The sequence below is a fragment of the Pseudomonas sp. No.117 genome (assembly GCF_054558395.1).
Genome location: NZ_BAAJNP010000006.1, coordinates 118,985 through 144,432 on the forward strand (window position 1 = coordinate 118,985; position 25,448 = coordinate 144,432).

Annotated in this window: 26 protein-coding genes; 11 read left to right on the top strand and 15 right to left on the bottom strand. The window is 66.7% G+C overall.

The window, feature by feature from the left end:
- The first annotated feature begins 10 nt into the window (after positions 1-10).
- Together ACYJP6_RS15630 and ACYJP6_RS15635 are read left to right on the top strand one after the other, a co-directional pair.
- The gene (locus ACYJP6_RS15630) at positions 11-784 is read left to right on the top strand and encodes an IclR family transcriptional regulator (RefSeq protein ID WP_459475947.1); all 774 of its coding nucleotides are present in this window, start codon (positions 11-13) and stop codon (positions 782-784) included.
- Complete coding sequence (locus ACYJP6_RS15635) at positions 781-1,989, top strand: amino acid deaminase (protein WP_459475948.1); 1,209 nt, start codon at positions 781-783, stop codon at positions 1,987-1,989. Before ACYJP6_RS15630 ends, ACYJP6_RS15635 begins: the two co-directional genes overlap by 4 nt.
- Positions 1,990-1,993: 4 nt before the next feature.
- Here the strand turns inward: ACYJP6_RS15635 and ACYJP6_RS15640 are convergent, their stop codons facing one another.
- The 4 genes from ACYJP6_RS15640 to hrpB form a co-directional block, all read right to left on the bottom strand.
- Positions 1,994-2,422 (bottom strand): pyridoxamine 5'-phosphate oxidase family protein, encoded by a 429-nt coding sequence (locus tag ACYJP6_RS15640; RefSeq protein ID WP_459475949.1) that lies wholly within the window; start codon positions 2,420-2,422, stop codon positions 1,994-1,996.
- A gap of 111 nt (positions 2,423-2,533) precedes the next feature.
- Entirely contained in the window at positions 2,534-3,472 is a 939-nt protein-coding gene (locus tag ACYJP6_RS15645; protein ID WP_459475950.1) for an AraC family transcriptional regulator, read from the bottom strand.
- A gap of 12 nt (positions 3,473-3,484) precedes the next feature.
- Positions 3,485-4,315, bottom strand: coding sequence for an oxidoreductase (locus tag ACYJP6_RS15650; RefSeq protein ID WP_459475951.1), 831 nt, complete (start codon positions 4,313-4,315; stop codon positions 3,485-3,487).
- 111 nt (positions 4,316-4,426) lie between these two features.
- Positions 4,427-6,931: an ATP-dependent helicase HrpB gene (gene hrpB, locus ACYJP6_RS15655; protein ID WP_459475952.1), complete on the bottom strand. Its 2,505-nt coding sequence runs from the start codon at positions 6,929-6,931 to the stop codon at positions 4,427-4,429.
- A 102-nt stretch (positions 6,932-7,033) separates the two neighbouring features.
- Between hrpB and ACYJP6_RS15660 the strand changes: the two genes are divergently transcribed.
- From ACYJP6_RS15660 to ACYJP6_RS15680, 5 genes are all read left to right on the top strand, one after another.
- Entirely contained in the window at positions 7,034-7,459 is a 426-nt protein-coding gene (locus tag ACYJP6_RS15660) for a polyribonucleotide nucleotidyltransferase (protein ID WP_459475953.1), read from the top strand.
- A complete protein-coding gene (locus ACYJP6_RS15665) occupies positions 7,459-8,373 on the top strand; it encodes a cation diffusion facilitator family transporter (RefSeq protein ID WP_459475954.1) in 915 nt (304 codons plus the stop codon). The genes ACYJP6_RS15660 and ACYJP6_RS15665 overlap by 1 nt, the downstream gene beginning before the upstream one ends.
- A gap of 89 nt (positions 8,374-8,462) precedes the next feature.
- Positions 8,463-9,992, top strand: a complete 1,530-nt coding sequence (locus ACYJP6_RS15670) for an FAD-dependent oxidoreductase (RefSeq protein ID WP_459475955.1) — start codon at positions 8,463-8,465, stop codon at positions 9,990-9,992.
- A gap of 9 nt (positions 9,993-10,001) precedes the next feature.
- Positions 10,002-10,472: a metallophosphoesterase family protein gene (locus ACYJP6_RS15675; protein ID WP_459475956.1), complete on the top strand. Its 471-nt coding sequence runs from the start codon at positions 10,002-10,004 to the stop codon at positions 10,470-10,472.
- Positions 10,473-10,482: 10 nt separating this feature from the next.
- Positions 10,483-11,103 (top strand): flavin reductase family protein, encoded by a 621-nt coding sequence (locus ACYJP6_RS15680; protein WP_459475958.1) that lies wholly within the window; start codon positions 10,483-10,485, stop codon positions 11,101-11,103.
- A 58-nt stretch (positions 11,104-11,161) separates the two neighbouring features.
- Here ACYJP6_RS15680 and ACYJP6_RS15685 read toward each other — a convergent pair whose 3' ends face one another.
- The 7 genes from ACYJP6_RS15685 to ACYJP6_RS15715 form a co-directional block, all read right to left on the bottom strand.
- Positions 11,162-12,100, bottom strand: a complete 939-nt coding sequence (locus ACYJP6_RS15685; protein WP_459475959.1) for a glutathione S-transferase family protein — start codon at positions 12,098-12,100, stop codon at positions 11,162-11,164.
- On the bottom strand, positions 12,088-12,408 hold the full coding sequence (locus ACYJP6_RS15690; RefSeq protein ID WP_459475960.1) for a GIY-YIG nuclease family protein: 321 nt from the start codon (positions 12,406-12,408) through the stop codon (positions 12,088-12,090). Before ACYJP6_RS15690 ends, ACYJP6_RS15685 begins: the two co-directional genes overlap by 13 nt.
- 2 nt (positions 12,409-12,410) lie before the next feature.
- Positions 12,411-13,103, bottom strand: coding sequence for a phosphatidylcholine synthase (pcsA, locus tag ACYJP6_RS15695; protein ID WP_145008042.1), 693 nt, complete (start codon positions 13,101-13,103; stop codon positions 12,411-12,413).
- Between the two features lie 265 nt (positions 13,104-13,368).
- Positions 13,369-14,136 carry an amino acid ABC transporter ATP-binding protein gene (locus ACYJP6_RS15700; RefSeq protein WP_058763313.1) on the bottom strand — a complete coding sequence of 256 codons (768 nt, stop codon included), beginning with the start codon at positions 14,134-14,136 and terminating at the stop codon, positions 13,369-13,371.
- A 10-nt stretch (positions 14,137-14,146) separates the two neighbouring features.
- Positions 14,147-15,247 carry an amino acid ABC transporter permease gene (locus ACYJP6_RS15705; RefSeq protein ID WP_459475961.1) on the bottom strand — a complete coding sequence of 367 codons (1,101 nt, stop codon included), beginning with the start codon at positions 15,245-15,247 and terminating at the stop codon, positions 14,147-14,149.
- A 9-nt stretch (positions 15,248-15,256) separates the two neighbouring features.
- Entirely contained in the window at positions 15,257-16,444 is a 1,188-nt protein-coding gene (locus ACYJP6_RS15710) for an amino acid ABC transporter permease (RefSeq protein WP_459475962.1), read from the bottom strand.
- A 96-nt stretch (positions 16,445-16,540) separates the two neighbouring features.
- Entirely contained in the window at positions 16,541-17,569 is a 1,029-nt protein-coding gene (locus ACYJP6_RS15715; protein ID WP_459475963.1) for an amino acid ABC transporter substrate-binding protein, read from the bottom strand.
- Between the two features lie 362 nt (positions 17,570-17,931).
- Here ACYJP6_RS15715 and ACYJP6_RS15720 point away from each other — a divergent pair, with 362 nt between their 5' ends.
- From ACYJP6_RS15720 to rhlB, 3 genes are all read left to right on the top strand, one after another.
- Positions 17,932-18,594, top strand: a complete 663-nt coding sequence (locus tag ACYJP6_RS15720) for an alpha/beta hydrolase (RefSeq protein WP_459475964.1) — start codon at positions 17,932-17,934, stop codon at positions 18,592-18,594.
- A 198-nt stretch (positions 18,595-18,792) separates the two neighbouring features.
- On the top strand, positions 18,793-19,743 hold the full coding sequence (locus tag ACYJP6_RS15725; RefSeq protein WP_459475965.1) for a GGDEF domain-containing protein: 951 nt from the start codon (positions 18,793-18,795) through the stop codon (positions 19,741-19,743).
- Positions 19,744-19,838: 95 nt separating this feature from the next.
- Positions 19,839-21,317, top strand: coding sequence for an ATP-dependent RNA helicase RhlB (rhlB, locus tag ACYJP6_RS15730; RefSeq protein ID WP_459475966.1), 1,479 nt, complete (start codon positions 19,839-19,841; stop codon positions 21,315-21,317).
- A 268-nt stretch (positions 21,318-21,585) separates the two neighbouring features.
- Here the strand turns inward: rhlB and moaE are convergent, their stop codons facing one another.
- From moaE to ACYJP6_RS15750, 4 genes are all read right to left on the bottom strand, one after another.
- Positions 21,586-22,041 carry a molybdopterin synthase catalytic subunit MoaE gene (gene moaE, locus ACYJP6_RS15735; RefSeq protein WP_459475967.1) on the bottom strand — a complete coding sequence of 152 codons (456 nt, stop codon included), beginning with the start codon at positions 22,039-22,041 and terminating at the stop codon, positions 21,586-21,588.
- 2 nt (positions 22,042-22,043) lie between these two features.
- Positions 22,044-22,295: a MoaD/ThiS family protein gene (locus ACYJP6_RS15740; protein WP_459475968.1), complete on the bottom strand. Its 252-nt coding sequence runs from the start codon at positions 22,293-22,295 to the stop codon at positions 22,044-22,046.
- The gene (moaC, locus tag ACYJP6_RS15745; protein WP_459475969.1) at positions 22,292-22,771 is read right to left on the bottom strand and encodes a cyclic pyranopterin monophosphate synthase MoaC; all 480 of its coding nucleotides are present in this window, start codon (positions 22,769-22,771) and stop codon (positions 22,292-22,294) included. The genes ACYJP6_RS15740 and moaC overlap by 4 nt, the downstream gene beginning before the upstream one ends.
- Before the next feature lie 86 nt (positions 22,772-22,857).
- A complete protein-coding gene (locus ACYJP6_RS15750; RefSeq protein ID WP_459475970.1) occupies positions 22,858-24,249 on the bottom strand; it encodes a PhoH family protein in 1,392 nt (463 codons plus the stop codon).
- A gap of 354 nt (positions 24,250-24,603) precedes the next feature.
- Between ACYJP6_RS15750 and yaaA the strand changes: the two genes are divergently transcribed.
- The gene (gene yaaA / locus ACYJP6_RS15755; protein ID WP_459475971.1) at positions 24,604-25,383 is read left to right on the top strand and encodes a peroxide stress protein YaaA; all 780 of its coding nucleotides are present in this window, start codon (positions 24,604-24,606) and stop codon (positions 25,381-25,383) included.
- The last annotated feature ends 65 nt before the right edge of the window (positions 25,384-25,448 follow it).

Sequence of the window (25,448 nt, forward strand, 5' to 3'; positions counted from 1 at the left end):
ACCCGCACAGATGACCGAACCTACCCGCCAGAGAGCTCGCGGCCTGGACCGCGCCTTCGATATCCTCGATCACCTCAAGCGGGTGGGTCGGCCGCTGCGCCCCAACGAGATCGCCGCCGGCCTGGGCATTCCCAAGTCCACCGTCTACGACCTGGTCGGCCTCTTGCTGGAGCGGCACATGCTCGACGCCGTGGGCCGCGACGGCCAGGTCTACCTGGGGCGCGAGCTGTACTTTCTCGGCCAGGCGCACCTGCGCCACTTCGACCTGGCCCGCGAGGCCGGGCTGCTGCTGGACGACATCGTCGCCCAGACCCGCGAGACCGCTCAGCTGTGCCAGCTCAATGGCCGCAAGTACACCGTCTCGCTGATGAAGGAAGGTGCCCGCGCCTTTCGCATCTCCTCCAACGTCGGCGAGGACGCGCCCATTCCCTGGACCGCCTCCGGCCGGCTGTTGCTGAGTCACCTGAGCGATGCCGAGATCCTCGCCCTGATCGACGCGGACGACTTCATCCTGCCCGACGGCAGTCACCTGGACCCGGATACCTTCATCGCCGAGATCCGCAGCGCTAGCGCCGTCGGCTTCTTTTCCTTCGACAGCATCGCCGACACCTACACCCACTGCTTCGCCGCCCCGGTGCTCGACGCCAGCGGCCTGTGCATCGCCACCCTGTGCATCGTGGCGCCCCGCGCCGATGCCCAGGCCCACCATGCCGAGTACCGCCAGGTGCTGGTCGACAGCGCCCGCCGCCTGTCCCAACGCCTCGGCGGCCAGGAGAATCCATGACCATCCTCACCGCCCCCGAGAAAGGCGCCGCCAATCCGGGCGATCGCCTGCTCACCGACGTCGCCCTGCCCGCCCTGGTGATTCACCAGCAGGCACTCGACCACAATATCGCCTGGATGCAGGCCTTCGCCGCCGACCGGGGCGCCGAATTGGCGCCCCATGGCAAGACCAGCATGGCGCCGGCGCTGTTCCAGCGGCAGCTCGCCGCCGGTGCCTGGGGCATGACCCTGGCCACCGCGGTGCAGACCCGCGCCGCCCAGGCCCAGGGCGTGCGCCGGGTGCTGATGGCCAACCAGCTAGTCGGCGCGCCGAACATGGCGCTGATCGCTGAGCTGCTCAAGGCCGACCCGGACTTCGACTTCCACTGCCTGGTGGACCACCCCGATCAGGTCACGGCCCTGGGCGCCTTCTTCGGTGCACGCGGCCTGGCGCTGCAGGTAATGATCGAATACGGCGTGCCGGGCGGCCGCTGTGGCTGTCGCAGCGAAGCCGAGGTGCGTGAACTGGCCAAGGCCATCGCCGCCCAGCCTGCCTTGCGGCTGACCGGTATCGAGGGCTATGAGGGGGTGATCCATGGCGCCGAAGCCGCGACGGACATCCGCGCCTTCGCCGATTCCCTGGTGCGTCTGGCCGAAGAATTGCGCGGCCAGGGCGCCTTCGCCCTGGACCGACCCATCGTCACCGCCTCGGGTTCGGCCTGGTACGACCTGATCGCCGCCGCCTTCGACCAGTTGGACGTGCGCAAGCGCTTTCTCGCCGTCATGCGGCCCGGTAGCTATGTGGTCCATGACCACGGGATCTATCGCGATGCCCAGCGTGGCGTGCTGGCCCGCACCGGTCTGAACGAGGGCCTGCAACCGGCGCTGGAAGTCTGGGCTCATGTGCAATCCATGCCCGAACCCGGTTTCGCCATCCTCGCCCTGGGCAAGCGCGACATCGCCCATGATGCCGGCCTGCCGCTGCCGCTGCGCCGTTACCGGCCCGGCCAGACCGCTGCCGAAGCCGTCGACGTCAGCGGCTGCACGGTCACGGCCATCATGGACCAGCACGCCTTCATGGTTGTCACCCCAGGGACCGAGCTGGCCATCGGCGACATCATCGCCCTGGGCACCTCGCACCCCTGCCTGACCTTCGACAAGTGGCGCCAGGGCTGCATCGTCGACGAAGGACTTGAGGTCGTGGAGACCTTCGCGACCTGCTTTTAGGACCTCAGGGTCGCAACTCGCCCTCTTCCTCCCCATCCCAGTAACGGATGCGCTCGGCCTGCACCTTGATGAGGATCATGCCGGGCGTGTCGGTGTCCTGGGGAAACCAACGGTCCAGACTCTTGGTCCAGTGCGCCTCGAATTGCGCCTTGTCACGGATCAGCTCGGCCCGGCCGTCGATGGCGACGAAGAGGCCCGGCTTGCCGAGCAGGCTCTTGCCTTCGGTGAAGGTCAGGCCCACCGCCGGATCCTGCTCGATGTCGCGGATCTTGGCCGAGTCTTCGTAGGCATAGAACCAGGAATCGCCGTCGTACTCGACGTCGCCGTTGTTGCTCATCGGCCGGCTGGTCAAGCGCCCGCTGCCGGTGGTCAGCATGCAGAAATCCAGGTCGCGCATCGCTTTGGAAAGGTCGTGCAGGGTCTTGTCGGCCATGGGGGTCGCTCCACTGGGTGGGCAGGATTGCCCAGTCTGAATTCAGACCGGGGGCTGACGCCGCTTGGTTCCGACGGGAGCCGGTTCGCCTGGTCTTTCGGACGGACTGCCTCAGTGCGAAGAGACGTAGCGGGCCGAGGCAGGGGGTGCCGGCAGCGCATAGGTGGCCTTCATCCAGTCGATCTCCGCCAGGGGCGTACGGCCGAACAGCCGCTTGAATTCGCGACTGAATTGCGAGGCGCTCTCGTAGCCCACGGCGAAGGCCGCGTTCGCCGCCGGCAAGGCATCGCGCAGCATCAGCAGCCGCGCCTGATGCAGCCGAGTCGATTTCAGGTACTGCATTGGCGAGGTACCGGTCACCTGGCGGAAGTGGCGGTGAAAGCTCGGCAGGCTCATCAGCGCCTCGCGCGCCAGGGCATCCACGTCGAGTCGTTCGGCATAGCGGGCGTGCAGGGTGCGCAAGGCGCGGGCGATGCGGCCGAAGTGTCCCTGGCGATCCAGGGCGGCGCGCAGCGAGCCACCCTGGGCACCCGTCAGCACGCGATAGTACACCTCGCGCAGCAGCGCCGGCCCGAGCAAGCGGGCGTCCCTGGGAACGCTCAGGACTTCCAGGAAGCGCAGCGTTGAAAGGCGCAGCGTCTCGTCCAGGGGCGAGGCGTACAGCCCCCGGGGCGGCTCGCTGGGCGGGCCCAGCTCGGTATCCAGTTGCAGGACTAGCTCGCTGACCAGCTGGAAATCCAGCCGCAGGTAGATGGCCAGCAAGGGCTCCTCCGGGCTGGCATCGGTCTCCATGGTGAAGGGCACGGGCACCGAGACCACCAGGTAGTGCTGGGCATCGTAGCGATAGACGCGCTCGCCGAAATAGCCGCGCTTGCCGCCCTGGCAGACGATGACGATGCCGGGGTCATAGAGCACCGGAACCCCGCTGAGCGGGCGATCCGAGCGCAGGAAGCGCACGTCCTCCAGGGCGCTGAGATTGTAGCCCTCCTGCGGCGCCAACGCCCGCAACAACTCCGCAAGACGCCGGGTCAGGGGATCGCTCGGGCTCATGGGGTCTCCTCTTCAGCCATCGGTGGAACAGGTCAGGGTCTCCCAGCGCTCAATCTCCCGCGTGGCCCCGGCCAGACGTTCGCGCACCAGTTGCAAGGCATCGCTACCCAGCAACAGCTGCCTGGGCGGCGCCGGCATGGCGATGAGTTGCAACATCGCCTGGGCGGCCTTGCGTGGATCGCCCAGTTGCTTGCCGCTCTTGGCCTCACGCGCCGCGCGGATCGGCGCGAAGCTCTCATCGTAGTCGGGAATGCTGCGCGGGGTGCGGCGCATCGAACGGCCCGCCCAGTCGGTGCGGAAGGAACCCGGCGCCACGGCGGTGACCTGCACCCCGAAGGGTGCCAGCTCCTGGCCCAAGGCGGCAGAGATGCCTTCGAGGGCGAACTTGCTGCCGCAATAGTAGGAGATGCCCGGCAGGGTGATGGTGCCGCCCATGGAGGTGATATTGATGATATGGCCACGGCGGCGCTGGCGGAACGCCGGCAAAAAGGCCTTGATCATGGCCACCGCGGCGAAGACGTTGACCTCGAATTGCTGGCGCAGATCCTCCAGCGGTGACTCTTCGAGAATGCCCTCATGGCCGTAGCCGGCATTGTTCACCAGCACATCCACCGGGCCAAGCTCCGCCTGGACCTCGGTCACTACCGCCTCCAGGCGAGCGAAATCGGTGACATCCAGCAGGATGCCATGGGCATTGGCGGACAGACTGGCGAACGCCTGCCGGTCGGCTTCCCGGCGCAGCGTGCCGATGACGCGATGACCGGCCGCCAGGGCCTCGTGCGCCAGGGCCTGGCCGAAGCCGCTGCTCACGCCGGTGATGAAAAGGGTCTTGTGGTCGTGCATGACCTGCTCCTGTCATTGAAGGAGCGGCCAGGCTAGCGCGGCTCGAACCGGTCGCTGCTGCCGAATCCTCTGCCGGTCTTGCCCAATCCTCTCACTGCCGACGCTCGGCCCCTAGGTCCCCCGTGGCTTGGCCCGCGCCGTGGGTTCGGCGATCAAGGGATCGTCCGGCCAGTAGTGCTTGGGATAGCGGCCCTTGAGATCCTTCTTCACCTCCGCGTAGGTGTTGGCCCAGAAGCTGGCCAGGTCCTGGGTGACCTGCACCGGGCGGCGCGCCGGCGAGAGCAGGTGCAGCTTGACCGCCAGGCGGCCATTGGCGAGGCGCGGGGTGTCGGCCAGGCCGAACAGCTCCTGCAGCCGCACCGCCAGCACCGGTGGCTGCTCGCTGTAGTCCAGGCGGATCATGGAGCCCGAGGGCACCGCCAGGCTGCGCGGCGCCAGTTCGTCGAGCTGGCGTGGTAGCGGCCAGGGCAGCAGCCCCTGGAGCATGGCCGCTAGGTCCAGATTGGCGAAATGGGCCAGACGGGTGACGCGATCCAGGTAGGGCAGCAGCCAGTCTTCCAGGCTATCGAGCAGGGCAGCATCGCTGACGTCCGGCCAGTCGCTCGACCCGTTCTGCTGCAGATCCAGCTGACGCAGCAGCGCCACCCGCGCCTGCCACTGGCGCAACTCGGGCGTCCAGGGCAATAGCTCTAGACCCTTGCGGCGCACCAGGCCGAGCAAGGCGCGGCTGCGGGCAGCGGCGTCCAGGTTCTTCAGCGGCTCGCGACTCACGACCAGTTGGCCTACCCGCCGCTGGCGTTCGGCGCGCAAAACGCCCTCGCGTTCATCCCAGTCCAGTTCGTCATGACTGGCGACCTGCTCGGCCAGTGGTCCGTCGAACAGCCCTGGCTCCAACTCGGCGGCCAGGTAGATGCGCTCTTCGCGTTGCCCCTGGCGACTGCCCAGGTCGGCCACCACCAGCCAGGGCGACTTCATCAGCGCATCCGGCTCGCCGAAGCTGGCGGCCCGGCCATTGGCCAGGCGATAGTCCTGGCCGCCGGCCTTGCGCTGCTGGGCGATGCGATCCGGATAGGCGCAGGCCAGCAGGGCGCCGGTCCAGCGCGGATGCTGGGGATCGGCCACCGACTCTGTAGCCTTGCCCTTCAGCAGACCGCGATACTGGCGGACCAGCTGGCGAATGCGCGCCACGCCACCCCGCGGGCCGCGGCCTTCCCCGGCCAGGAGCAGCAAGCGGGTATGCAGATCGGCGCCCTGCCCCGGCGCCAGGTCGCGCTCGCCCAGCAGCGCGGCGATCTCGCAGGCACGTTCGGCCAGCCCCCAGCTCTGCCCACGCAGGAGCAGGTGCGCCAGCCGTGGATGGGCCGGCAGGCCGCTCATGGCCTGGCCGTGGGCGGTGAGGCTGCCCTGTTCGTCCAGGGCGCCCAGGCGGACCAGCAGGTCGCGCGCCTGGGCCAGGGCGGCGGCGGGGGGCGGATCGAGCCAGGCCAGTTCCGCGGCACTCATGCCCCAGCGCGCCAGTTGCAGTGCCAGTCCGGCCAGGTCGGCCTGGAGGATCTCGGCACTGTCGTAGGCCGGTAATTGCTGGTGCAGCTCTTCCGACCAGAGCCGGTAGCAGACGCCCGGTTCCAGGCGCCCGGCGCGGCCCTGGCGCTGGGTGGCTGAGGCGCGGGAGATGCGTCGGGTGGTCAGCCGGGTCATGCCGCTGCCGGGATCGAAAGCCGGCACCCGGGCCAATCCCGCATCCACCACCACCCGTACCCCCTCGATGGTCAGGCTGGTCTCGGCGATATTGGTGGCCAGGACTACCTTGCGCAGGCCGGCCGGCGCCGGCTCGATGGCGGCGCGCTGGGCCGCCAGCTCCAGCTCGCCATGCAGCGGGCAGAGCAGCACCCCGGCCGGCAGCTGCTCGGCCAGGCGCTCGGCGGTAAGGCGGATCTCGGCCTGGCCGGGCAGGAACACCAGCAGGCTACCCGTCTCGTCGTCAAGCGCCTGGAGCACCGTGGCGGCCACCCGCGCTTCGAGGCGTTCATCCTGGCCAAGCGGCCGGCCCCAGCGGGTCGTGACCGGAAACATCCGCCCCTCACTGCGCACCACGGGTGCATCATCGAGCAAGGCCGCCAGGCGTTCGCCCTCCAGGGTAGCGGACATCACCAGCACCTTGAGCGGCGTATCCCGCAGCAGCTCGCGGCCGCTCAGGGTCAGCGCCAGGGCTAGGTCGGCGTCCAGGCTGCGTTCGTGGAACTCGTCGAAGATCACCAGGCCGACGCCCTCCAGCGCCGGGTCATCCTGCAGCCGGCGGGTGAGGATGCCCTCGGTGACCACCTCGATGCGGGTACGCGGCCCGACCCGGCTTTCCAGGCGGATGCGATAGCCCACGGTCTCGCCGACACCTTCGTCCAGCTCCGCGGCCAGCCGCTCGGCAGCCGCCCGGGCCGCCAGCCGCCGCGGCTCGAGCAGCAGGATGCGCTGGCCAGCCAGCCAGGGTTCGTCGAGCAGCGCCAGGGGCACCCGGGTGGTCTTGCCGGCGCCGGGCGGCGCCTCCAGCACGCAGTCGTCACGGGTGGCGAGGGCCTGGCGCAGGTCGGGCAGGACAACATCGATGGGCAGGGGCGTCATTTGGCACGGCCAGAGGTCTCAACGGGGCGGGCAGTATAAAGCGTCTCGCCCGCCTCGATTCCGGCCGCTATAGTGGCGGCCTCATCCAACAGGAGGTTGTCTATGTCGATGCGTACCCGCGCGGTGTGTGGCGTCCTCGCCGCTGCCCTGCTCACCCAATTGACCGCCTGCGGCTCGCTGTTCTATCCCGAGCGCCGCGGCCAGATCACCGGCAGTGGCCGTATCGATCCGGGCATCGTCGCCCTCGATGCCATCGGCCTGCTCTTCTACATCATCCCGGGCCTGATCGCCTTCGGCGTGGACTTCGCCACCGGCGCCATCTACCTACCCGACAACAAGCGCGCCGAAGTGGATCCGGCCGAGCTGAACAAGGCCGTCAATCCCGATGGCAGCGTCGACCGCATGCGCCTGAAGGCCATCATCCAGCACGCCACCGGCAACACCCTGCCGCTCGACGATCCGCGCCTGCTGCAGCGCAGCGGTAGCAACGAGCAGCTCGCCAGCCTGGGCCTCGCGCCGCGCGGCTGATGAGCGACCCGCACCACACCGAGCGGCTGCTGCGCCGGGCCACGGCCGCCTCGGTGGCGGTGGCGACGACGCTGATCCTGGCCAAGGCCGTGGCCTGGTGGTTCAGCGGCTCGGTCAGCCTGCTCGCCGGCCTGACCGATTCGCTGCTCGACGGCCTGGCCTCGATCTTCAATCTGCTGGCGGTGCACTATGCGCTCAAGCCGCCGGACCAGGATCACCGCTATGGCCATGGCAAGGCCGAGTCCCTGGCCGGGATCGCCCAGGCGGTGTTCATCGGCGTGAGCGCCGTGCTCATCGCCTGGCAGGCGATCGGTCGCCTGCAACAGCCGGAGCCCCTGGGCGCCCATGGCCTGGGTATCGCCGTCACCCTCTTCTCGCTGGCCCTGACCGGCGTGCTGGTGGCCTACCAGCAACGGGTGATCCGCCTCACCGACTCCACGGTGGTGCGCGCCGACGCCCTGCACTATCGCTCCGACCTGCTGCTCAACCTGGCCATCCTGATCGCCCTGGCGCTGACCGGCTTCGGCTGGTACTGGCTGGACCCGCTGTTCGGCCTGGCCATCGCCCTGTACATCCTCTGGAGCGCCTACGGCATCGCCCGCGACTCCTTCGGCGTGCTGATGGACCAGGAACTGCCCAGCGACATCAGCGAACACATGTTGCAACTGGCCTGCCAGGTACCCGGTGTCGAAGGCGCGCACGACCTGCGCACGCGCATCTCCGGCAATCACTGGTTCGTCCAGCTGCACCTGGAGCTGCCCGGCGAGATCAGCCTGTCGCGCGCCCATGTGCTGTGCGACGAGGTGGAGGCGGCGATCCGCGCCGAATATCCCCAGGCGGAGGTGCTGGTCCATGCTGATCCGCTGGACGCCCCCGACGTGCCGCACCGCCATCCCCTGCCGCCCGCCACCTGAGCGGAACCCGGCGCCGCTGCGCTCTCTCGAAGCCTCTAAGCCTCTAAGCCTGATGCAGAGAGCACCCCAGAGGGTGCCGGGAGACCACCATGAACACCCTGCACCCGGTCGCGCGCTTAGCCGACCTGCGTGAAGACCGCGGCACCGCGGTCAAGATCGAAGACCAGGAAATCCTGCTGCTGCGTGTCGGTGGCGAGGTACGGGCCTTCCAGGCCAAGTGCCCCCACGCCGGCGCGCCTCTGGCGGACGGCGCCGTCTGCCAAGGCCGCCTGGTCTGTCCCTGGCACAAGGCGAGCTTCGCCGTCGACGATGGTCGTCTCTGCGAGCCGCCGGCACTGGATGCCCTGCAGCGCTACCCGGTGGAGGTGCGCGACGGCGAGGTGCTGGTCGGCCGCGAGCCGCTGCCCGCACCAGCGGCGGAATCCCGGCCCGATGACCGCCTGTTCGTCATCGTCGGCGCTGGCGCTGCGGGGACCGCTGCCGCCGCCGCCCTGCGCGAATTCGGCTATGGCGGACGCCTGCTGCTGATCGGTCGCGAACCAGGCGAGCCCTACGATCGCACTGCCCTGTCCAAATTCGTGCTCCAGGGCGACAAGGCCCCCGACGAAGCCCCGCCGCTGCGCGAGGCCGAGTTCTTCCGCCAGCAGCGCATCGAACGCCTGCATGCCGAGGTGAGCCGCCTGGATCCCCGAGCCCGTCAGCTGGAACTGGCCAACGGCCACACCCTGACCTACGACGGCTGTGTGCTCGCCACGGGTGGCGAACCCAAGCCGCTCAGCGTGCCGGGTGCCGAACTCGAGGGCATCCACCTGCTGCGGACCCGCGCGGACGCCGCCGCGATCCTTGCCGACCTGCCTGACGCAGGCCGGGCGGTGATCGTCGGAGCCAGCTTCATCGGTCTGGAAGCCGCTTCCGCCTTGCGCAAGCAGGGACTGGCGGTGGACGTGGTCGCGCCGGCCTCGCTGCCCTTCGTCAAGCAGATGGGCGAGACCCTGGGGCAACACTTCAAGACCCTGCACGAGGCCAATGGCGTGACCTTCCATGCCCCCACCGAGGTGGTGGGCTTCGAAGGCAACGGGCCTGTCCAACAGGTCAGGCTGAAGGACGGCACGCTACTACCCGCCGATCTGGTCCTGGTCGGCACCGGTATCGCCCCGGCGACCGGCTTCCTGGCCAACCTGCCCCTGACCGAGGACGGCAGCGTCCCGGTGGATGCCCAGCTCAGGGCCGCCGAGGGGCTCTATGCCGTGGGGGATCTCGCCACCTTCCCCTTCGCCGGCCAGCCGACCCGTATCGAGCACTGGCGCCTGGCCCAGCAACACGGCCGCCTGGCGGCCCGCAACCTGCTCGGTCACGCCGAGGCCTATGCCGACGTACCCTTCTTCTGGACCCTGCATCACGGCAAGAGATACGAATACCTGGGGCATCCGCGCCACTGGGACGACATGCACCTCGACGGCAGCCTCGGCGACCAGACCTTCCTCGCCCTGTTGCTGGCCGAGGAGCTGGTGGTAGGCGTCGTGGCCTGCCAGCGGGAGCGCGCCACCGCCATCCTGGCCCAGCGCCTGCGTCAGCCGCTGGGACGTGCCGAGGCCCTGGACATCGTCCAGGCCAACTGAGGAACCGCCATGACCCAGCCCTATCGCGTCGGCCTGATCGCCGACACCCACGGCCTGCTCCGACCCGAGGCCCTGGAGGCCCTCGTCGGCAGCGACTTCATCCTGCACGCCGGTGACATCGGCAAGCCCGAGATCCTCGATGCCCTGCGGGAACTAGCCCCCCTGGCGGTGGTGCGGGGCAACAACGACGACGTGCCCTGGGCCGAGGACATCCCCGAGCGCATCACCCTGACCCTGGCCGACGTCGGCATCCATATGCTGCATATCCTGCCAGAGCTGGACCTGGCAGCCGTGCCGGCGCCGGTGCGCGTGGTGATCAGCGGACACTCGCACAAGCCGCTGATCGAGGAGCGCGATGGCGTACTCTACGTCAACCCCGGCAGCGCCGGTCCGCGGCGCTTTCGCCTGCCGATCAGCGTCGGCCGCCTGACCCTGGACGCCGGCCAGGTCCAGGCCGAGATCCTGGAACTCACTCCCTGAAGGAACCCCGATGAGCATCGACTACCACTACTACGAACCCAGCCAGGGCCACGGCCTGCCCCATGATCCCTTCAACGCCATCGTCGCGCCGCGCCCCATCGGCTGGATCTCCTCCCACAGCGAAGCCGGCATCCTCAACCTCGCGCCCTACAGCTTCTTCAATGCCTTCAACTACAAGCCGCCGCTGATCGGCTTTTCCAGCCAGGGCTACAAGGACAGCGTGGCCAACATCGAGCGCACCGGCGAATTCGTCTGGAACCTGGCCACCCGCGAACTGGCCGAGGAGATGAACGCCAGCAGTGCCATGGTCGCGCCGGAGGTGGACGAATTCGCCCTCGCCGGCCTGGAGCCTGCCGCCTCGACGGTGGTCAAGGTGCCGCGGGTGGCGCGTGCCCAGGTCGCCTTCGAATGCAAGCTGAGCCAGGTCGTCCGCCTCAAGACCGCCGCGGGCGAGGAGCTGGACCAGTGGCTGGTGCTGGGCGAGGTAGTGGCCGCCCATATCGACAAGCGGCTGCTCAAGGACGGCATCTACCAGACCGCCGCCGCTCGACCCATCGTTCGCGGCGGCGGGCCGGCGGACTATTTCGAGATCACTGAGGCCGCGCTGTTCAAGATGCGCCGCCCGGACTGACCGCTCCGCTCTGGAAGGCAAAACGGCGCCCTCAGGCGCCGTTTGTGTTAGTACAGCCCTAGTCCGCTCTGCTGACGCGAAAATTCAGCCGGGGAAAATGTACCTGGACGGCGCCCAGGTGCTCGTCGTGACGGCGGATCACCAGGGCTTCGCTATCGGCATGCACCAGTTCGCCGAGCACCGGATCGACCCCATAGTCGGTCGCGGCCACTGTCACCCGGTCGCCCCAGGCGAAGCCTTCCACGGCGAGGGCCTGGTCGCGCGGCAAGGCCACCGGCTCGGCATCCCGGGCGATCTCAAGCGTCTGGGCGGCGTCGAGGTCCTCGTGGGTCCCGTGACCGAAACCCAGCACCCGGGCATACCAGGCGGCGATCTCGGGGCGCTCGTCGATCAGGGGCGCCAGCTGCGGCGTGCTCTTGAGGAACCAGAAGTTGTGCGCCAGGGCGATGTCGGCCACCGAGGGCACACCGAACAGGTAGTCGCCCTGGCTACGCTGCAGCTGGATCTCCAGGCGCGCCAGCAACGTCGGCAACTGCTGACGGGCCTGCTCGGGCGTCACGCGGGTCAGGCTGCCACCGCTGAACAGTGCCTTGCGGTCATCGAGGAAGGCCTGGGCCTGCTCGGCTGGCAGACTGGCCAGCCGCGGCCCCATGATCTCCGGCTGGAAGATCAGCGCCACGGCATGCTGGAACACCACCGCGTCCGCCCAGGCGGCGAAGGCGGCCACGACCGCCTCCTGGCCTTCCGGAAACAACGCCGGGACCGCCTTCTCTGCGTCCAGGCGACGGGCGATCAGGGCAGTATCGCAATAGATATCGGCACCTACCTGCAGCACCGGCGTCTTGCGATAGCCGCCGGTCAGGGCCACCAGCTCCGGCTTGGGCAGCATCCGCGGGATGATTACCGAACGCCAGGCGAGTCCTTTGAAGCCCAGCAGCAGGCGCGCCTTCTCGGCGAAGGGCGATTGCCAGTAGTGATGCAGAATCAGCTCGGACATGACGGCACTCCTGGATCAGCGGCGGAAAGCACGGTCGGCACGGCCAGCACCAGGGCTTCCTTGGCGCGTTTGGGTAGTTTCTTGATCTGGATTTCCCGGCGCAGGGCGGCCGATTTATCGTCGCAGGCCTCCACGTAGACCAGCGCCTGGGCCGGGCTGGAGGCGAAGAAGCGGGCACCGCGGCCGCTGCGGTGCTGGGCGAAACGGCGCGCGGGATCAGCGCTGATCCCGCAGTAGAGCGCCTGGTTCTCGGCGCGCACCAAGTAGACGTACCAGGGACGCGCAGGCGGCGGGGGCAGGTCGCTCACCGTCAGGCGAACCACTCCCGGGCGGTACGCCAGACGCACACGCCGACGAAATAGATGCCGCTAGCGAACCAGAGCACCATCAGCCACAGCGGCTTGTCGGGGTGCAGGAACACCATCATGGCACTGCTCAGCAGCCAGATGCTGGTGATGGTGATGTTCACCGCCATCAGCTGGCGCACGCGGAAGGGATGCAGGAACTTGACCCGGGTCAGGGTCAGGGCGGCCAGCACCAGCACCACCGCCATGCTGAACCAGGGCGCCAGGTCCAGCACATAGAAGTACAGGGCCACCACGTTCCAGGCGGCGGGAAAGCCGACGAAGTAGTTATCGGCGCTCTTCATGTTCACATTGCAGAAACAGAACAGCGACGACAATAGGATGATGCCCACGGCCACCAGCTCGAAATGCGGCGGCAGGGGGACGAAGCGATAGATGAAGATGGCCGGAATGAACACGTAGGTCAGGTAGTCGACCACCAGGTCCAGCGCCGAGCCATCGAAATGGGGCAGTACCCGCTTGACTTCGAACTTGCGCGCGAGGGTGCCGTCGAGGCCGTCGACGAGCAGCGCGATGCCCAGCCACATCAGGCAACCCTTGGGTTGACCGTCGACGAGGGCGAGCAGCGCCAGAAGCGCGAGGATCACACCACTGGAGGTCACCGCATGGGCGCCCCAGGCCTTGGCTTTTGTCAGCATGAGCGGATGGGAAATGGAGTTCACGGGCGTCTCTCTATGATGACGGCTTCGACTGCCCGGTGCACCGCACGTTTCGACGTGGCGGTACGAAATCGACAATCGAGCCGGTTAACGGCAAGGCGGACCTTGACCGCCGACCCCGGAAACCGGGCGCCAAACATCGAGGATACCGCGCCTTGCGGTCCTTTGCCCGCCTTCCCGCCGAACGCCCGTGATTGGGTTCGCAGGACGACCGGGGCGGCAGCAGGTCCGCCCCGGCAGTTTCTCAGTGCAGGATCTGACCCAGGAACAGCCGCGTCCGCTCGTTCTGCGGATTGTCGAAGAACTGGTCCGGTGCGGCCTGTTCGACGATCTCGCCCTTGTCCATGAAGATCACCCGGTTGGCCACGGTACGGGCGAAGCCCATCTCGTGGGTCACGCAGAGCATGGTCATGCCGTCCTGGGCCAGGCCGATCATGGTATCCAGCACCTCCTTCACCATCTCCGGGTCGAGCGCCGAGGTCGGCTCATCGAACAGCATGATGCGCGGTTGCATGCACAGCGCGCGGGCGATGGCCACGCGCTGCTGCTGGCCACCGGACAACTGGCCCGGAAACTTGTTGGCCTGCTCGGGAATGCGCACCCGCTGCAGGTAGTGCATGGCGATCTCTTCGGCCTGCTTCTTCGGCATCTTGCGCACCCACATGGGCGCCAGGGTGCAGTTCTGCAGCACGGTGAGGTGCGGGAAGAGGTTGAAGTGCTGGAACACCATGCCGACTTCGCTGCGAATGGTCTCGATCTGCTTGAGATCGTTGGTCAGCTCGGTGCCATCGACGATGATCTGGCCCTTCTGGTGTTCTTCCAGGCGGTTGATGCAGCGGATGGTGGTGGACTTGCCCGAGCCGGACGGGCCGCACAGCACGATGCGCTCGCCCTGGGTCACGGTCAGGTTGATGTCCTTGAGCACGTGGAACTGGCCGTACCACTTGTTCACGTCCTTGAGCTGGATCATGACCTTGCTGCTGTCGACCGGCTGCTTGTTGCTTACGTTCATCTGATGACTCCTAACGCTTGTGGCCGGTGTTCAGCTTGCGCTCCAGACGGGCGGAGTAGCTGGACATGGCGAAACAGAAAATCCAGTAGACCAGCGCGGCGAACACGTAGCCTTCCGTGGACATACCCAGCCAGGCCGGGTCGGACGTGGCGCGCTTGATGCTGTTGAGCAGGTCGAACAGGCCGATGATGATCACCAGGCTCGAATCCTTGAACAGCGCGATGAAGGTGTTGACGATGCCGGGGATCACCAGCTTCAGCGCCTGGGGCAGGATCACCAGGCCCATGGTGCGCCAGTAGCCCAGGCCCATGGCCGCCGCGGCCTCGTACTGGCCCTTGGGAATGGCCTGCATGCCACCCCGGACCACTTCGGCGATGTAGGCCGCCTCGAAGACGATGACCATGACGATGGCGCGCAGCAGCTTGTCGAGGTTCATGCCATCGGGCAGGAACAGCGGCAGCATCACCGACGACAGGAACAGCACCGTGATCAGCGGGATGCCGCGCCAGAACTCGATCATGGTCACGCAGATGACCTTGATCGCCGGCAGCTTGGAACGCCGCCCGAGGGCCAGCAGGATACCCAGCGGCAGGGCACCGACGATGCCCACCGCGGCGATTACCACGGTCAGCATCAGGCCGCCCCACTCGCTGCTGGGCACCACGCGCAGGCCGAAACCGCCGTACAGCAGCCAGAAGGCCACCAGCGGATAGATCACCAGCAGCGCCAGGCCGTAGCGGGCCTTGTGCTTGAAGCGGTCGAGGAACAGCGGGATGGCACCGACCACGGCCAGCACGACGGTCAGGTCGACCCGCCAGCGCTGGTCACCGGGGTAGAAGCCATACATGAACTGGCCGAAACGCTCCTTGATGAACACCCAGCAGGCGCCGCCCGGCGCGCAGTCGGCCCGGGTGGTGCCGCTCCAGGTGGCATTGAGGAAGGCCCAGTTGACCACCGGCGGGATGACCAGCCAGACGATATAGAGGCCGAGCAGCGTCAGGATGGTATTGCCGACGCTGGAGAACAGGTTGCCGCGGATCCAGGCCCAGGCACCGACGCTGGAAGGCGGCGGCGGCAGGTCTGGTTTGAAGGTATGGGTCTGGTTACTCATACGCGCTCCTTAACGCTCGATCAGCGCGATGCGCTTGTTGTATCCGTTCATCAGGATGCTGATGCTGATACTGATGGCCAGGTAGACGCTCATGGTGATGGCCATGGTCTCGATGGCCTGGCCGGTCTGGTTGAGGGTGGTACCGGCGAACAGCGCCACCATCTCCGGATAACCCACCGCCGCGCCGAGCGAGGAGTTCTTCATCAGGTTCAGGTACTGGTTGGTCAACGGCGGAATGATCACCCGCAGGGCCTGGGGAATGATCACCAGCCGCAGGGTCAGGCCCGGGCGCAGGCCCAGGGAGCTGGCCGCTTCGGTCTGGCCGTGGCTGACCGCCTGGATGCCGCCGCGCACCGTCTCGCCGATGAAGGCGGCGGTGTAGACCGACAGGGCGACCGCCAGGGAGACCAGCTCGGGAATGATCACCCAGCCGCCCCGCAGGTTGAAGCCCTGCAGTTCCGGCAGCTCCCAGTGCAGCGGCTTGCCGAAGGCCAGGGCCGCCAGCAGCGGCAGCGCGATCAGCAGGGCCAGCACCGTCCACAGCACTGGGAAACGTGCCCCGGTGGCGTGCCGCCGCTGGCGCGCCCAGCGCACCACGACCACGCTGGCGACGATGGCGACCAGCAGCGCGATCAGGCCGGGCACGAAGCCGACGTCGGCGATGGGCGCCGGCATGTACAGGCCGCGGTTGTTGATGAAGAAGGCTTCGGCCAGGCTCAGGCTCTGCCGCGGGCCCGGCAGGGGCGCCAGCACGGCGAAATAGACGAAGAAGATCAGCAGCAACGGCGGGATGTTGCGGAACGTCTCGATGTAGACCGTCGCGACCTTGCGCAGCAGCCAGTTGCTCGACAGGCGCGCCACGCCCACGGCGAAGCCGATGATGGTGGCCAGGACGATGCCGATCACCGAGACCAGCAGCGTATTGAGCAGGCCGACCAGGAACACCCGACCATAGGTGTCGCCCTCGGTATAGGGGATCAGGTGCTGGGGAATGCCGAAGCCGGCGGAGTTGTTCAGGAAGCCGAAACCGGAGGTGATCCCCCGATGGGCCAGGTTGGTCTGGGTGTTGTTGAACAGGAACCAGCCGAAGGCCACCACGGCGACCACGGCGACGATCTGGAACAGCCAGGAGCGCGCCTGGGGATCGGTGAGCAGGGACCCACGAACCGGCGGCGAGGTTTTGCTAACGTTTTGCATCTATAGGCCTCATTAAACCCTCGCCCCGCAGCGCGGCGAGCGCTGCAGGGCGAGAATCTACACATCCGAAAGGTGTCGGCGACGAGAGCGCCGAAATCAACGGACCGGCGGGGAGTACTGCAGACCGCCTGCGTTCCACAGGGCGTTCAGGCCGCGCTTGATCTTCAGGTCGGAACCCATGCCGACGTTGCGCTCGAACACTTCGCCGTAGTTGCCGACCTGCTTGACGATGTTCAGCGCCCATTCCTTAGGCAGCTTCAGGTCCTTGCCGAACTCGCCATCGGTGCCCAGCAGGCGACGGACGTCGGGGTTCTTGGAGTCCTTGGCCTGGGCTTCCACGTTGGCGGAGGTCAGACCCAGCTCTTCGGCGCTGACCATGGCGAACAGCGACCACTTGACCACGGTCAGCCAGTCTTCGTCGCCACGGCGTACGGCCGGGGCCAGGGGTTCTTTGGAGATGACTTCGGGCAGCACCACGTAGTCGTCGGGCTTGGCCAGCTTGATGCGCTGGGCGTACAGCTGCGACTGGTCGGAGGTCAGGACGTCGCAACGACCGGCTTCCATGGACTTGGCGCTTTCGTCCGAGGTGCTGTAGGTGATGGGGGTGAACTTCAGGCCGTTGGAACGGAAGTAGTCGGCCAGGTTCAGCTCGGTGGTGGTGCCGGCCTGGATGCACACGGTGGCGCCGTCCAGTTCCTTGGCACTCTTCACGCCCAGCTTCTTGTTCACCAGGAAGCCCTGGCCGTCGTAGTAGGTGACGCCGGCGAAGATCAGGCCCATGCCGCCATCGCGGGAGCTGGTCCAAGTGGTGTTGCGCGACAGCACGTCGATCTCGCCGGACTGCAGCGCGGTGAAGCGCTCCTTAGCGGTCAGGGGGGTGAAGCGCACCTTGGAGGCATCGCCGAAGACCGCTGCGGCGACCGCACGGCAGACGTCCACGTCGATACCCTTGTAGTCACCCTTGGAGTCGGTATAGGAGAAGCCCGGCAGGCCATCGCTGACGCCGCATTGCACGAAACCTTTGTTCTTCACCGCGTCCAGGGTAGCGCCCGCATGAGCCATGCCGGACAGGCCCAGAGCAGCGGCGGTGGTCAGAATTGCCAGGGTAGACTTCACCATCTTCATCGATAAGCTCCACTTTGTTTATGAATGACGTTCCAGTCGCACGGCAGCACGATGTCTCTCGCCTGATTGCCGTGTAACCCGCCCGCCCGACTCCTGCGTCCGTCGTCGAGGAAGAGACGTCCGCACTGGAAGGCGTGACGAAGCAGTGAGTCAGTGTTACCTGTTAGTGCACTACCTGGCCGCAGGCTAGTTGAGGCAATTTGCGGACCACTGAATGCGACAGACCGCCTCTTCGCTTAAACCCTGCAATCCCGTGACTTCGAGCAAAAACCCGGACAGTAAACTTACGAAATTGCGACACGCCCTCTGTGCACCATCTGTTACCACCCCCTTTTTTAGCAGCACCAAATTGGAGCAACCCCATGGAAACCTCGCCTCTTGTGCTGGAATCGCCCCAGCCGACCGCCGATAGCTGCGTCATCTGGCTGCATGGCCTGGGCGCGACCCAGCATGACTTCGAACCTGTTGCCGAATTGCTACAGCGCACCCTGACCCGCACCCGCTTCGTGTTGCCGCAGGCCCCTACCCGCCCGGTCACCATCAATGGCGGCTGGGCCATGCCGTCCTGGTACGACATCCTGGCGATGAACCCGGCCCGCGCCATCGATCGCGCCCAGCTCGATGAATCCGCAGAAACGGTGCAGGCGCTCATCGCCGACCAGCAGGCCCAGGGCATCACGGCCGAACGCATCGTACTGGCCGGCTTTTCCCAGGGTGGCGCGGTGGTGCTGCACACCGCCTACAACAGGCCCTGCGCGACGCTCGGCGGGGTCATGGCCCTGTCGACCTACGCCCCCAGCTTCACCGACGACCACGCCAATCAGGGCGGCGCCACCCCGGCCCTGTGCCTGCACGGCAGCCAGGACGACGTGGTACCCCTGGCACTGGGGCGCGCGGCCTACGACGCCCTGCTCGCCACCGGCGTGGAAGCGCTCTGGCACGAGTACCCCATGCGCCACGAGGTCATCCCGGGGCAAATCCAGGATATCCAGGCCTGGCTGCTGGCCCGTCTCGGCCAAGGCTAGCGGGCGCCATCCGCCACCGGGCATTTTTTGGAAACCGGTCGACACTTCCCGTCATCCGGGGGCGAAAGGAAGCCGAAGCGAAGGGAAACCAACGAACTTTGCCCGGCCCGGCCGGTCCGTTAGGAAGCCTGAAGGTCGTGATGTGCATGGAGCAGCTATGGCCCGAGTTTTCCTTTCAGCCCCTGGGGTGATCCGTTGATGGCTGCCCCCTTGTCGGTATGGCTGGCCGAAGTGCCGGCCGCTTCCCTGCAGGACCTGCGCCTGTTCAAGGGCGTGGAGAGCTATCTGCTGGAAGCCCTGATCGCCCGCTCGGCCACTCGTAGCCTGGTCGCGGGTGAAAGTCTGCTCTCGCCCGCACAGCCCAACCACTACATGTACCTCATCCTGGAAGGGCGCCTGCGGGTCCACCTGGCCTCCCCGGACAATCCGCCTATCTACCTGCTGGGTCCGGGCGAATGCTCCGGCGAGATCAGCTTCCTGGACAGCGAAAGACCCAGCGCCCACGTCATCGCCGAGGCCGACACCCAGGTGCTCTGCCTGCATCGCGAACTGGTACTCGAACTCATCGAGCGCTCCGCCAAGGCCATGCACAACCTGCTCGGCATCCTCTGCGAGCGGATGCGCCGCGGCAATCAGCTGATCGTCGACACCGAACGCAACGCCAACGTCGATACCCTGACCGGCCTGTTCAATCGCCGCCGCCTCGAGCAGTTGTTCGAACGGGAGAGCACCCGCTGCGCCTTCAATCGGCAGCCGCTGAGTCTGCTGATGCTCGACGTCGATCACTTCAAGCGCTACAACGATACCCACGGCCACTTGGCCGGCGATTACGCCCTGTGCCTGGTGGCCAACACCCTGAGGGATCAGCTGCGCCCCAAGGACAGCATGGCCCGCTACGGCGGTGAGGAGTTCGTCATCCTGTTGCCGGAAATCGATCGCGACGAGGCCATCTCCATCGCCGAGCGCCTCCGGCAGAGCCTGGCCGACGTCAAGGACTTCTATTCGCCCTGCGGCAAGCTGCCGGGCGTCACCGTGTCCATCGGCCTGGCGCAGATGCGCAAGGCCGACTCCCTGGATGAACTCGTGGGGCGTGCCGACAAATCGCTCTATCAGGCCAAGGATGCCGGACGAAATCGGATCAGCGGCTGATCCGATGTCATCTGCGTTCGGCAGGTAGTTGTTGCCGGGCACGTAGGTTGCTTTACACTGCGGTCTCATTCCGCTTTCGATGATCGAGACCCTCCGTGCTCAAGGCACTCAAAAAATTTCTGGGCAAGGACCAGGAGGTCGCGCAGCCGACTCCCTCCCCTGCGCCCCAAGCGACTCCCAGCGTCGCACCTGAAGTCCCCTCCTCCCCCACCCCGGTCGCCGCCGAGCCTCAGGCCGAGCGGGCACCCCGCAAACCGCGGAATCCCGACGAACCTCGTGCCCAGGACAACCGCGTCCCCGCCGAGAAGCCGGCCAAGCCGCGCCGCGAGCGCAGCCCGCGCAAACCCAAGCCGGTCGATACCTGGAAGCTGGAAGATTTCGCGGTCGAGCCCCAGGAAGGCAAGACGCGCTTCCACGACTTCAAGCTGGATCCGCGCCTGATGCACGGCATCCACGACCTCGGCTTCCCCTACTGCACGCCGATCCAGGCGCAGGTGCTGGGCTTCACCCTCAAGGGCAAGGACGCCATCGGCCGCGCCCAGACCGGCACCGGCAAGACCGCGGCCTTCCTGATCTCCACCATCACCCAGCTGCTCACCACCCCGCCGCCCAAGGAAAGGTACATGGGCGAGCCGCGCGCGCTGATCATCGCCCCGACCCGCGAACTGGTGGTGCAGATCGCCAACGACGCCCTGGACCTGGCCAAGTACACCGGGCTGAACGTCATGAGCTTCGTCGGCGGCATGGACTTCGACAAGCAGCTCAAGCAGCTCGAAGCCCGCTACTGCGACATCCTGGTGGCGACGCCCGGCCGCCTGCTGGACTTCAACCAGCGCGGCGAAGTGCACCTGGACATGGTCGAGGTGATGGTGCTGGACGAGGCCGACCGCATGCTGGACATGGGCTTCATCCCCCAGGTCCGCCAGATCATTCGCCAGACCCCGCCCAAGAGCGAGCGCCAGACGCTGCTGTTCTCCGCCACCTTCACCGATGACGTGATGAACCTGGCGCGGCAGTGGACCACCGATCCGGCCATCGTCGAGATCGAGCCGGAGAACGTCGCCAGCGATACCGTCGAGCAGCACGTCTACGCCGTCTCGTCCAGCGACAAGTACCGGCTGCTCTACAACCTCGTGGCCCAGAACAACTGGGAACGGGTGATGGTCTTCGCCAACCGGCGTGACGAGGTGCGCCGTATCGAGGAACGCCTGACCAAGGACGGCATCAGCGCCGCCCAGATGTCCGGCGACGTACCCCAGCACAAGCGCATCAAGACCCTGGAAGGCTTCCGCGCCGGCAAGATCCGCGTGCTGGTGGCCACCGACGTGGCCGGTCGCGGCATCCATGTCGACGGCATCAGCCACGTGATCAACTTCACCCTGCCGGAAGACCCGGACGACTACGTGCACCGCATCGGCCGTACCGGCCGCGCGGGCGCCAGCGGCACCTCCATCAGCTTCGCTGGCGAAGATGACGCCTTCGCCCTGCCGCCCATCGAGACCCTGCTGGGCCGCAAGATCTCCTGCGAGATGCCCCCGGCCGAGTTGCTCAAGCCGGTACCGCGGCAGCGCTAAGGCAGATTCGCTCGGCCTCTACCCTGGAGGTCTATCGAAGCTACTACTCCGTCGGCTGAACCTTTCGCGGCCATGGGCCGCTCCTACAGTTGCACCAGGCGCTGTAGGAGCGGCCCATGGCCGCGATGAGCCTTCGCGCGGCGCACCCGCGGTAATTGCCAGCCGCCGGAAATGACCAGCCGTAGGGTGGATGACGGCGTAGCCTCATCCACCGCCAGCCTTGAGGTAGCAGGTGGAAAACGCTAACGCGGTTTTCCACCCTACCCCATCACTCTTTCGCCCAACGCCCCGCGGCAGCCTGGTCGCTGGCCCGCCCCTCCACCCAGCGCGGGCCTTCAGGCGTATCTTCCTTCTTCCAGAAGGGTGCGCGGGTCTTCAGATAGTCCATCACGAAGTTGCAGGCGTCGAAGGCGGCCTGGCGATGGGCGCTGGCGGTACCGACGAAGACGATGGGCTCGCCCGGCTCCAGGCGGCCGATGCGATGCAGAATGTCGACGTTGAGCAGCGGCCAGCGCTGGCCGGCTTCCTCGGCGATGCGTGCCAGGGCCTTCTCGGTCATGCCGGGGAAGTGCTCGAGAAACAACCCACCGACGTCTCGCCCGTCGTTGAAATCCCGTACGTAGCCCACGAAGCCCACCACGGCGCCCACGCCGGTGTTTGCGGCCTGCAGGGCATTGAGCTCCTGGCCGGGATCGAAGGCTGCCGCCTGGACACGGATGGCCATGCTCAACCTCCGGTCACGGTGGGAAAGAAGGCGACCTCGTCGCCGTCGCGCAACGGCTCGGCGAGGCCGCAGAGCTCTTCGTTGCGGGCGCACATCAGGCCGCGCTCGCCCAGGGTCTCGGCCCACTGGTCGCCGCGCTGCACCAGGTGCTCGCGCAGGTCGCCGACGGTGGCCAGGTCCGGCTCCCAAGCCAGAGCCTCTTCGGCCAGGCCGAGCATCTCGCGATAACGAGCGAAGAACTGCACGCGGATCATGCCGGCTGCTCCTCGGCGCGGAAGTGACCGCTCTTGCCGCCACTCTTTTCCAGCAGTCGTACTGCCTCGATGGTCATGCCGCGATCGACCGCCTTGCACATGTCATAGAGGGTCAGGGCCGCGACACTGGCCGCGGTCAGCGCCTCCATCTCCACGCCAGTCTGGCCGGACAGCTTGCAGGTAGCGGTGATCCGCACTGCATCCGGGGCTTCGGCGACCAGGTTGACCTTGACGCCGGTCAGCATCAGCGGATGGCAGAGCGGGATGAGATCGGCGGTCTTCTTGGCCGCCTGGATACCGGCGATGCGCGCCACGGCGAAGACGTCACCCTTGGGATGGCCGCCGCTCTGGATGAGGTCGAGGGTTTCCGGACGCAGGCGCACCCGGGCTTCGGCCGTGGCTTCGCGGAAGGTCACCTGCTTGTCAGTGACGTCGACCATGTTGGCACGGCCTTGGGAATCGAGATGGGTCAGCACGGCATGACTCCTGGGAAAGACCTGCCATTGTAGACCCGCCGCGGGGGATTTGATCCCCGCCCAAGGCCGGGCGGGGATGGTGGGCGTTACAGATGGGCCTCGGCGTATTCGGCGAGGATGGACCGGGGCACGCCCTGCAGGGTGATGTGTACCCCGTGGTTGAAGCCCTTGAAGCGCTCGGAAAGGTAGGTGAGGCCCGAGCTGGTGGCCGATAGGTAGGGAGTATCGATCTGCGCCAGGTTGCCCAGGCAGATCACCTTGGAGCCGCTGCCAGCGCGGGTGATGATGGTCTTCATCTGGTGCGGGGTAAGATTCTGGCATTCGTCGATGAGGATCAGACTCTGCTGGAAGCTGCGCCCACGGATGTAGTTGAGGGATTTGAACTGCAGCGGCACCTTGCTGAGGATGTAGTCCACGCTGCCGTGGGGATTGTGGTCATCCATGTGCAGGGCTTCGAGGTTGTCGGTGATGGCGCCCAGCCAGGGCTCCATCTTCTCGGCCTCGGTGCCGGGCAGGAAGCCGATGTCCTCGTCGAGCCCCTGGACACTGCGGGTGGCGATGATCCGCCGGTATCTCTTGGTGACCATGGTCTGCTCGATGGCCGCGGCCAGCGCCAGGATGGTCTTGCCCGAGCCGGCGGCACCAGTCAGGTTGACCAGGTGGATATCCGGCTCCAGCAGGGCGAACAGCGCCAGCGCCTGGTAGATGTCGCGCGGCTTGAGACCCCAGGCTTCCTGGTGCATCAGGGGTTCCTGGTGCATGTCGAGCAGGATCACCTCGCCATCGCGCACCGCCTTGACCCAGCCGACGAAGCCCTGCTCGTCGAGCACGAAGTCATTGACGTTGAACGGTGGCAACTCGGCCGACAGCTGCACCCGGTGCCAGACCCGGCCCAGCTCCTGCCGGCTTTCCACCTTGCTGACGTTGTCCCAGAAGGAGCCCGGCAGGTTGTGATAACCCTGGGACAGCAGGGAGACGTCGTCGAGCAACTGGTCGGTCTGGTAGTCCTCCGCGGCGATGCCGCAGCCACGCGCCTTGAGGCGCATGTTGATGTCCTTGGTGACCAGCACCACCCGCTCCTGCGGATGCTGGGTACGCAATTCGACGAGCTGGTTGATGATGCGGTTGTCGTTGATGTCGTCGGGCAGGCAGGCCATGGGCCCGGCCCGGCGTCCCATGAGGATCGACAGCCGCCCCTTGGCTTCACCCTTGCCACGGGGAATGGGCACCCCGCGCTCGACGTCCTCGGGCGAGGATTCGGCCAGCACGTTGTCGATCAGGCGGATCGCCTGCCGGCACTCGGCGGCGACGTTGTGCTTGCCGGTCTTGAGCTTGTCGAGTTCCTCCAGGACCGTCATGGGAATGGCGACGTGATGCTCCTCGAAATTGAGCAGCGCGTTGGGGTCGTGGATCAGTACGTTGGTGTCGAGCACATAGAGGGTGGGCTGCGTGGGGCGGGAACGTCCGTGATCATCCATACTCGGTCACCTCGTCAGAAACGCTTGACTCGCAAGCCTGTCGACGGAGCGCCAGGGCGACGCTCCGCAGCGAAAGGTGCCGTCGCTCCAGCAACGGGTTCACGGACCGGCCTACATGAGGGCACGGGACCCGAGAGATGCGACGGACACTTCGGTAATAACGCAAAAGGCCTTGGGCACAAAAGCTTTTTTTGGCCGCGCCCGGTTTTTTCGCCGAGCCGCCATTTTCCTCGGCCCGGCGGGCAACGCCGCCGCGGGGACGTGGTCAATATCTATCGATCCCATCGGCAAGGCCCACTGGAGCCCAGCGGCGGACGCTTCTAGAATGGCGCCCCGCCAAGAGGAACCCTGCCGATGCTGATGGTCATTTCGCCGGCCAAGACGCTGGATTACGACACGCCCCCCACGACGCCGCGCCATACCCTGCCGCAGTACCTGGAGCACTCCCGCGAGTTGATCGACGGGCTCAGGACGCTGACGCCGGCGCAGGTCGCCCAGCTGATGGGGGTGTCGGACAAGATCGCCGCCCTCAACGTCGCCCGCTTCGGCAGCTGGACGCTGGATGTCACGCCGGAGAACGCCAAGCAGGCACTGCTGGCCTTCAAGGGTGACGTCTATACCGGCCTTGCGGCCGACGACTTCCAGGAAGAAGACTTCGACTTCGCCCAGCGCCACCTGCGCATGTTGTCGGGGCTCTACGGCCTGTTGCGGCCGCTGGACCTGATGCAGCCCTATCGCCTGGAAATGGGTACCAAATTCGCCACTGCACGGGGCAAGGACCTCTACGCCTTCTGGGGCGAGCGCCTCAGTGACTGGCTCAATGCGGACCTGGCGGCCCAGGGCGACGACGTCCTGCTCAACCTGGCCTCCAACGAGTACTTCGGTGCCGTGCAGCGCAAGCGCCTGCGGGCGCGGATCGTCGACGTGGAATTCCGCGATCTGAAGAACGGCGAGTACAAGATCATCAGCTTCTACGCCAAGAAGGCCCGTGGCCTGATGGCGCGCCACGTGATCAAGCAGCGCCTCACCGCGGTGGATGACCTGCGCGCCTTCGACGACCAGGGCTACCGCTATGCTGAAGATCGATCAACAGCTGACAAGCTGGTGTTCCTGCGGGATCATGCCGCCGAATAGCCTCCTAATTCGACGGATGGCAGCCACTCAGGTCGCAAGGTCCATCGAACTGGCTAAGGGGTCAC

Coding starts and splice junctions, on each gene's coding strand:
- ACYJP6_RS15675 (WP_459475956.1), top strand. CDS start 10,002: ATGACCCAGCCCTATCGCGTCGGCCTGATCGCCGACACCCACGGCCTG.
- ACYJP6_RS15720 (WP_459475964.1), top strand. CDS start 17,932: ATGGAAACCTCGCCTCTTGTGCTGGAATCGCCCCAGCCGACCGCCGAT.
- ACYJP6_RS15660 (WP_459475953.1), top strand. CDS start 7,034: ATGTCGATGCGTACCCGCGCGGTGTGTGGCGTCCTCGCCGCTGCCCTG.
- ACYJP6_RS15630 (WP_459475947.1), top strand. CDS start 11: ATGACCGAACCTACCCGCCAGAGAGCTCGCGGCCTGGACCGCGCCTTC.
- ACYJP6_RS15700 (WP_058763313.1), bottom strand. CDS start 14,136: ATGAACGTAAGCAACAAGCAGCCGGTCGACAGCAGCAAGGTCATGATC.
- ACYJP6_RS15635 (WP_459475948.1), top strand. CDS start 781: ATGACCATCCTCACCGCCCCCGAGAAAGGCGCCGCCAATCCGGGCGAT.
- ACYJP6_RS15710 (WP_459475962.1), bottom strand. CDS start 16,444: ATGCAAAACGTTAGCAAAACCTCGCCGCCGGTTCGTGGGTCCCTGCTC.
- ACYJP6_RS15740 (WP_459475968.1), bottom strand. CDS start 22,295: ATGATCCGCGTGCAGTTCTTCGCTCGTTATCGCGAGATGCTCGGCCTG.
- ACYJP6_RS15750 (WP_459475970.1), bottom strand. CDS start 24,249: ATGGATGATCACGGACGTTCCCGCCCCACGCAGCCCACCCTCTATGTG.
- ACYJP6_RS15715 (WP_459475963.1), bottom strand. CDS start 17,569: ATGAAGATGGTGAAGTCTACCCTGGCAATTCTGACCACCGCCGCTGCT.
- ACYJP6_RS15725 (WP_459475965.1), top strand. CDS start 18,793: ATGGCTGCCCCCTTGTCGGTATGGCTGGCCGAAGTGCCGGCCGCTTCC.
- ACYJP6_RS15665 (WP_459475954.1), top strand. CDS start 7,459: ATGAGCGACCCGCACCACACCGAGCGGCTGCTGCGCCGGGCCACGGCC.
- hrpB (WP_459475952.1), bottom strand. CDS start 6,931: ATGACGCCCCTGCCCATCGATGTTGTCCTGCCCGACCTGCGCCAGGCC.
- moaE (WP_459475967.1), bottom strand. CDS start 22,041: ATGGCCATCCGTGTCCAGGCGGCAGCCTTCGATCCCGGCCAGGAGCTC.
- yaaA (WP_459475971.1), top strand. CDS start 24,604: ATGCTGATGGTCATTTCGCCGGCCAAGACGCTGGATTACGACACGCCC.
- ACYJP6_RS15680 (WP_459475958.1), top strand. CDS start 10,483: ATGAGCATCGACTACCACTACTACGAACCCAGCCAGGGCCACGGCCTG.
- ACYJP6_RS15705 (WP_459475961.1), bottom strand. CDS start 15,247: ATGAGTAACCAGACCCATACCTTCAAACCAGACCTGCCGCCGCCGCCT.
- ACYJP6_RS15670 (WP_459475955.1), top strand. CDS start 8,463: ATGAACACCCTGCACCCGGTCGCGCGCTTAGCCGACCTGCGTGAAGAC.
- ACYJP6_RS15640 (WP_459475949.1), bottom strand. CDS start 2,422: ATGGCCGACAAGACCCTGCACGACCTTTCCAAAGCGATGCGCGACCTG.
- ACYJP6_RS15650 (WP_459475951.1), bottom strand. CDS start 4,315: ATGCACGACCACAAGACCCTTTTCATCACCGGCGTGAGCAGCGGCTTC.
- pcsA (WP_145008042.1), bottom strand. CDS start 13,103: ATGCTGACAAAAGCCAAGGCCTGGGGCGCCCATGCGGTGACCTCCAGT.
- ACYJP6_RS15645 (WP_459475950.1), bottom strand. CDS start 3,472: ATGAGCCCGAGCGATCCCCTGACCCGGCGTCTTGCGGAGTTGTTGCGG.
- ACYJP6_RS15685 (WP_459475959.1), bottom strand. CDS start 12,100: ATGTCCGAGCTGATTCTGCATCACTACTGGCAATCGCCCTTCGCCGAG.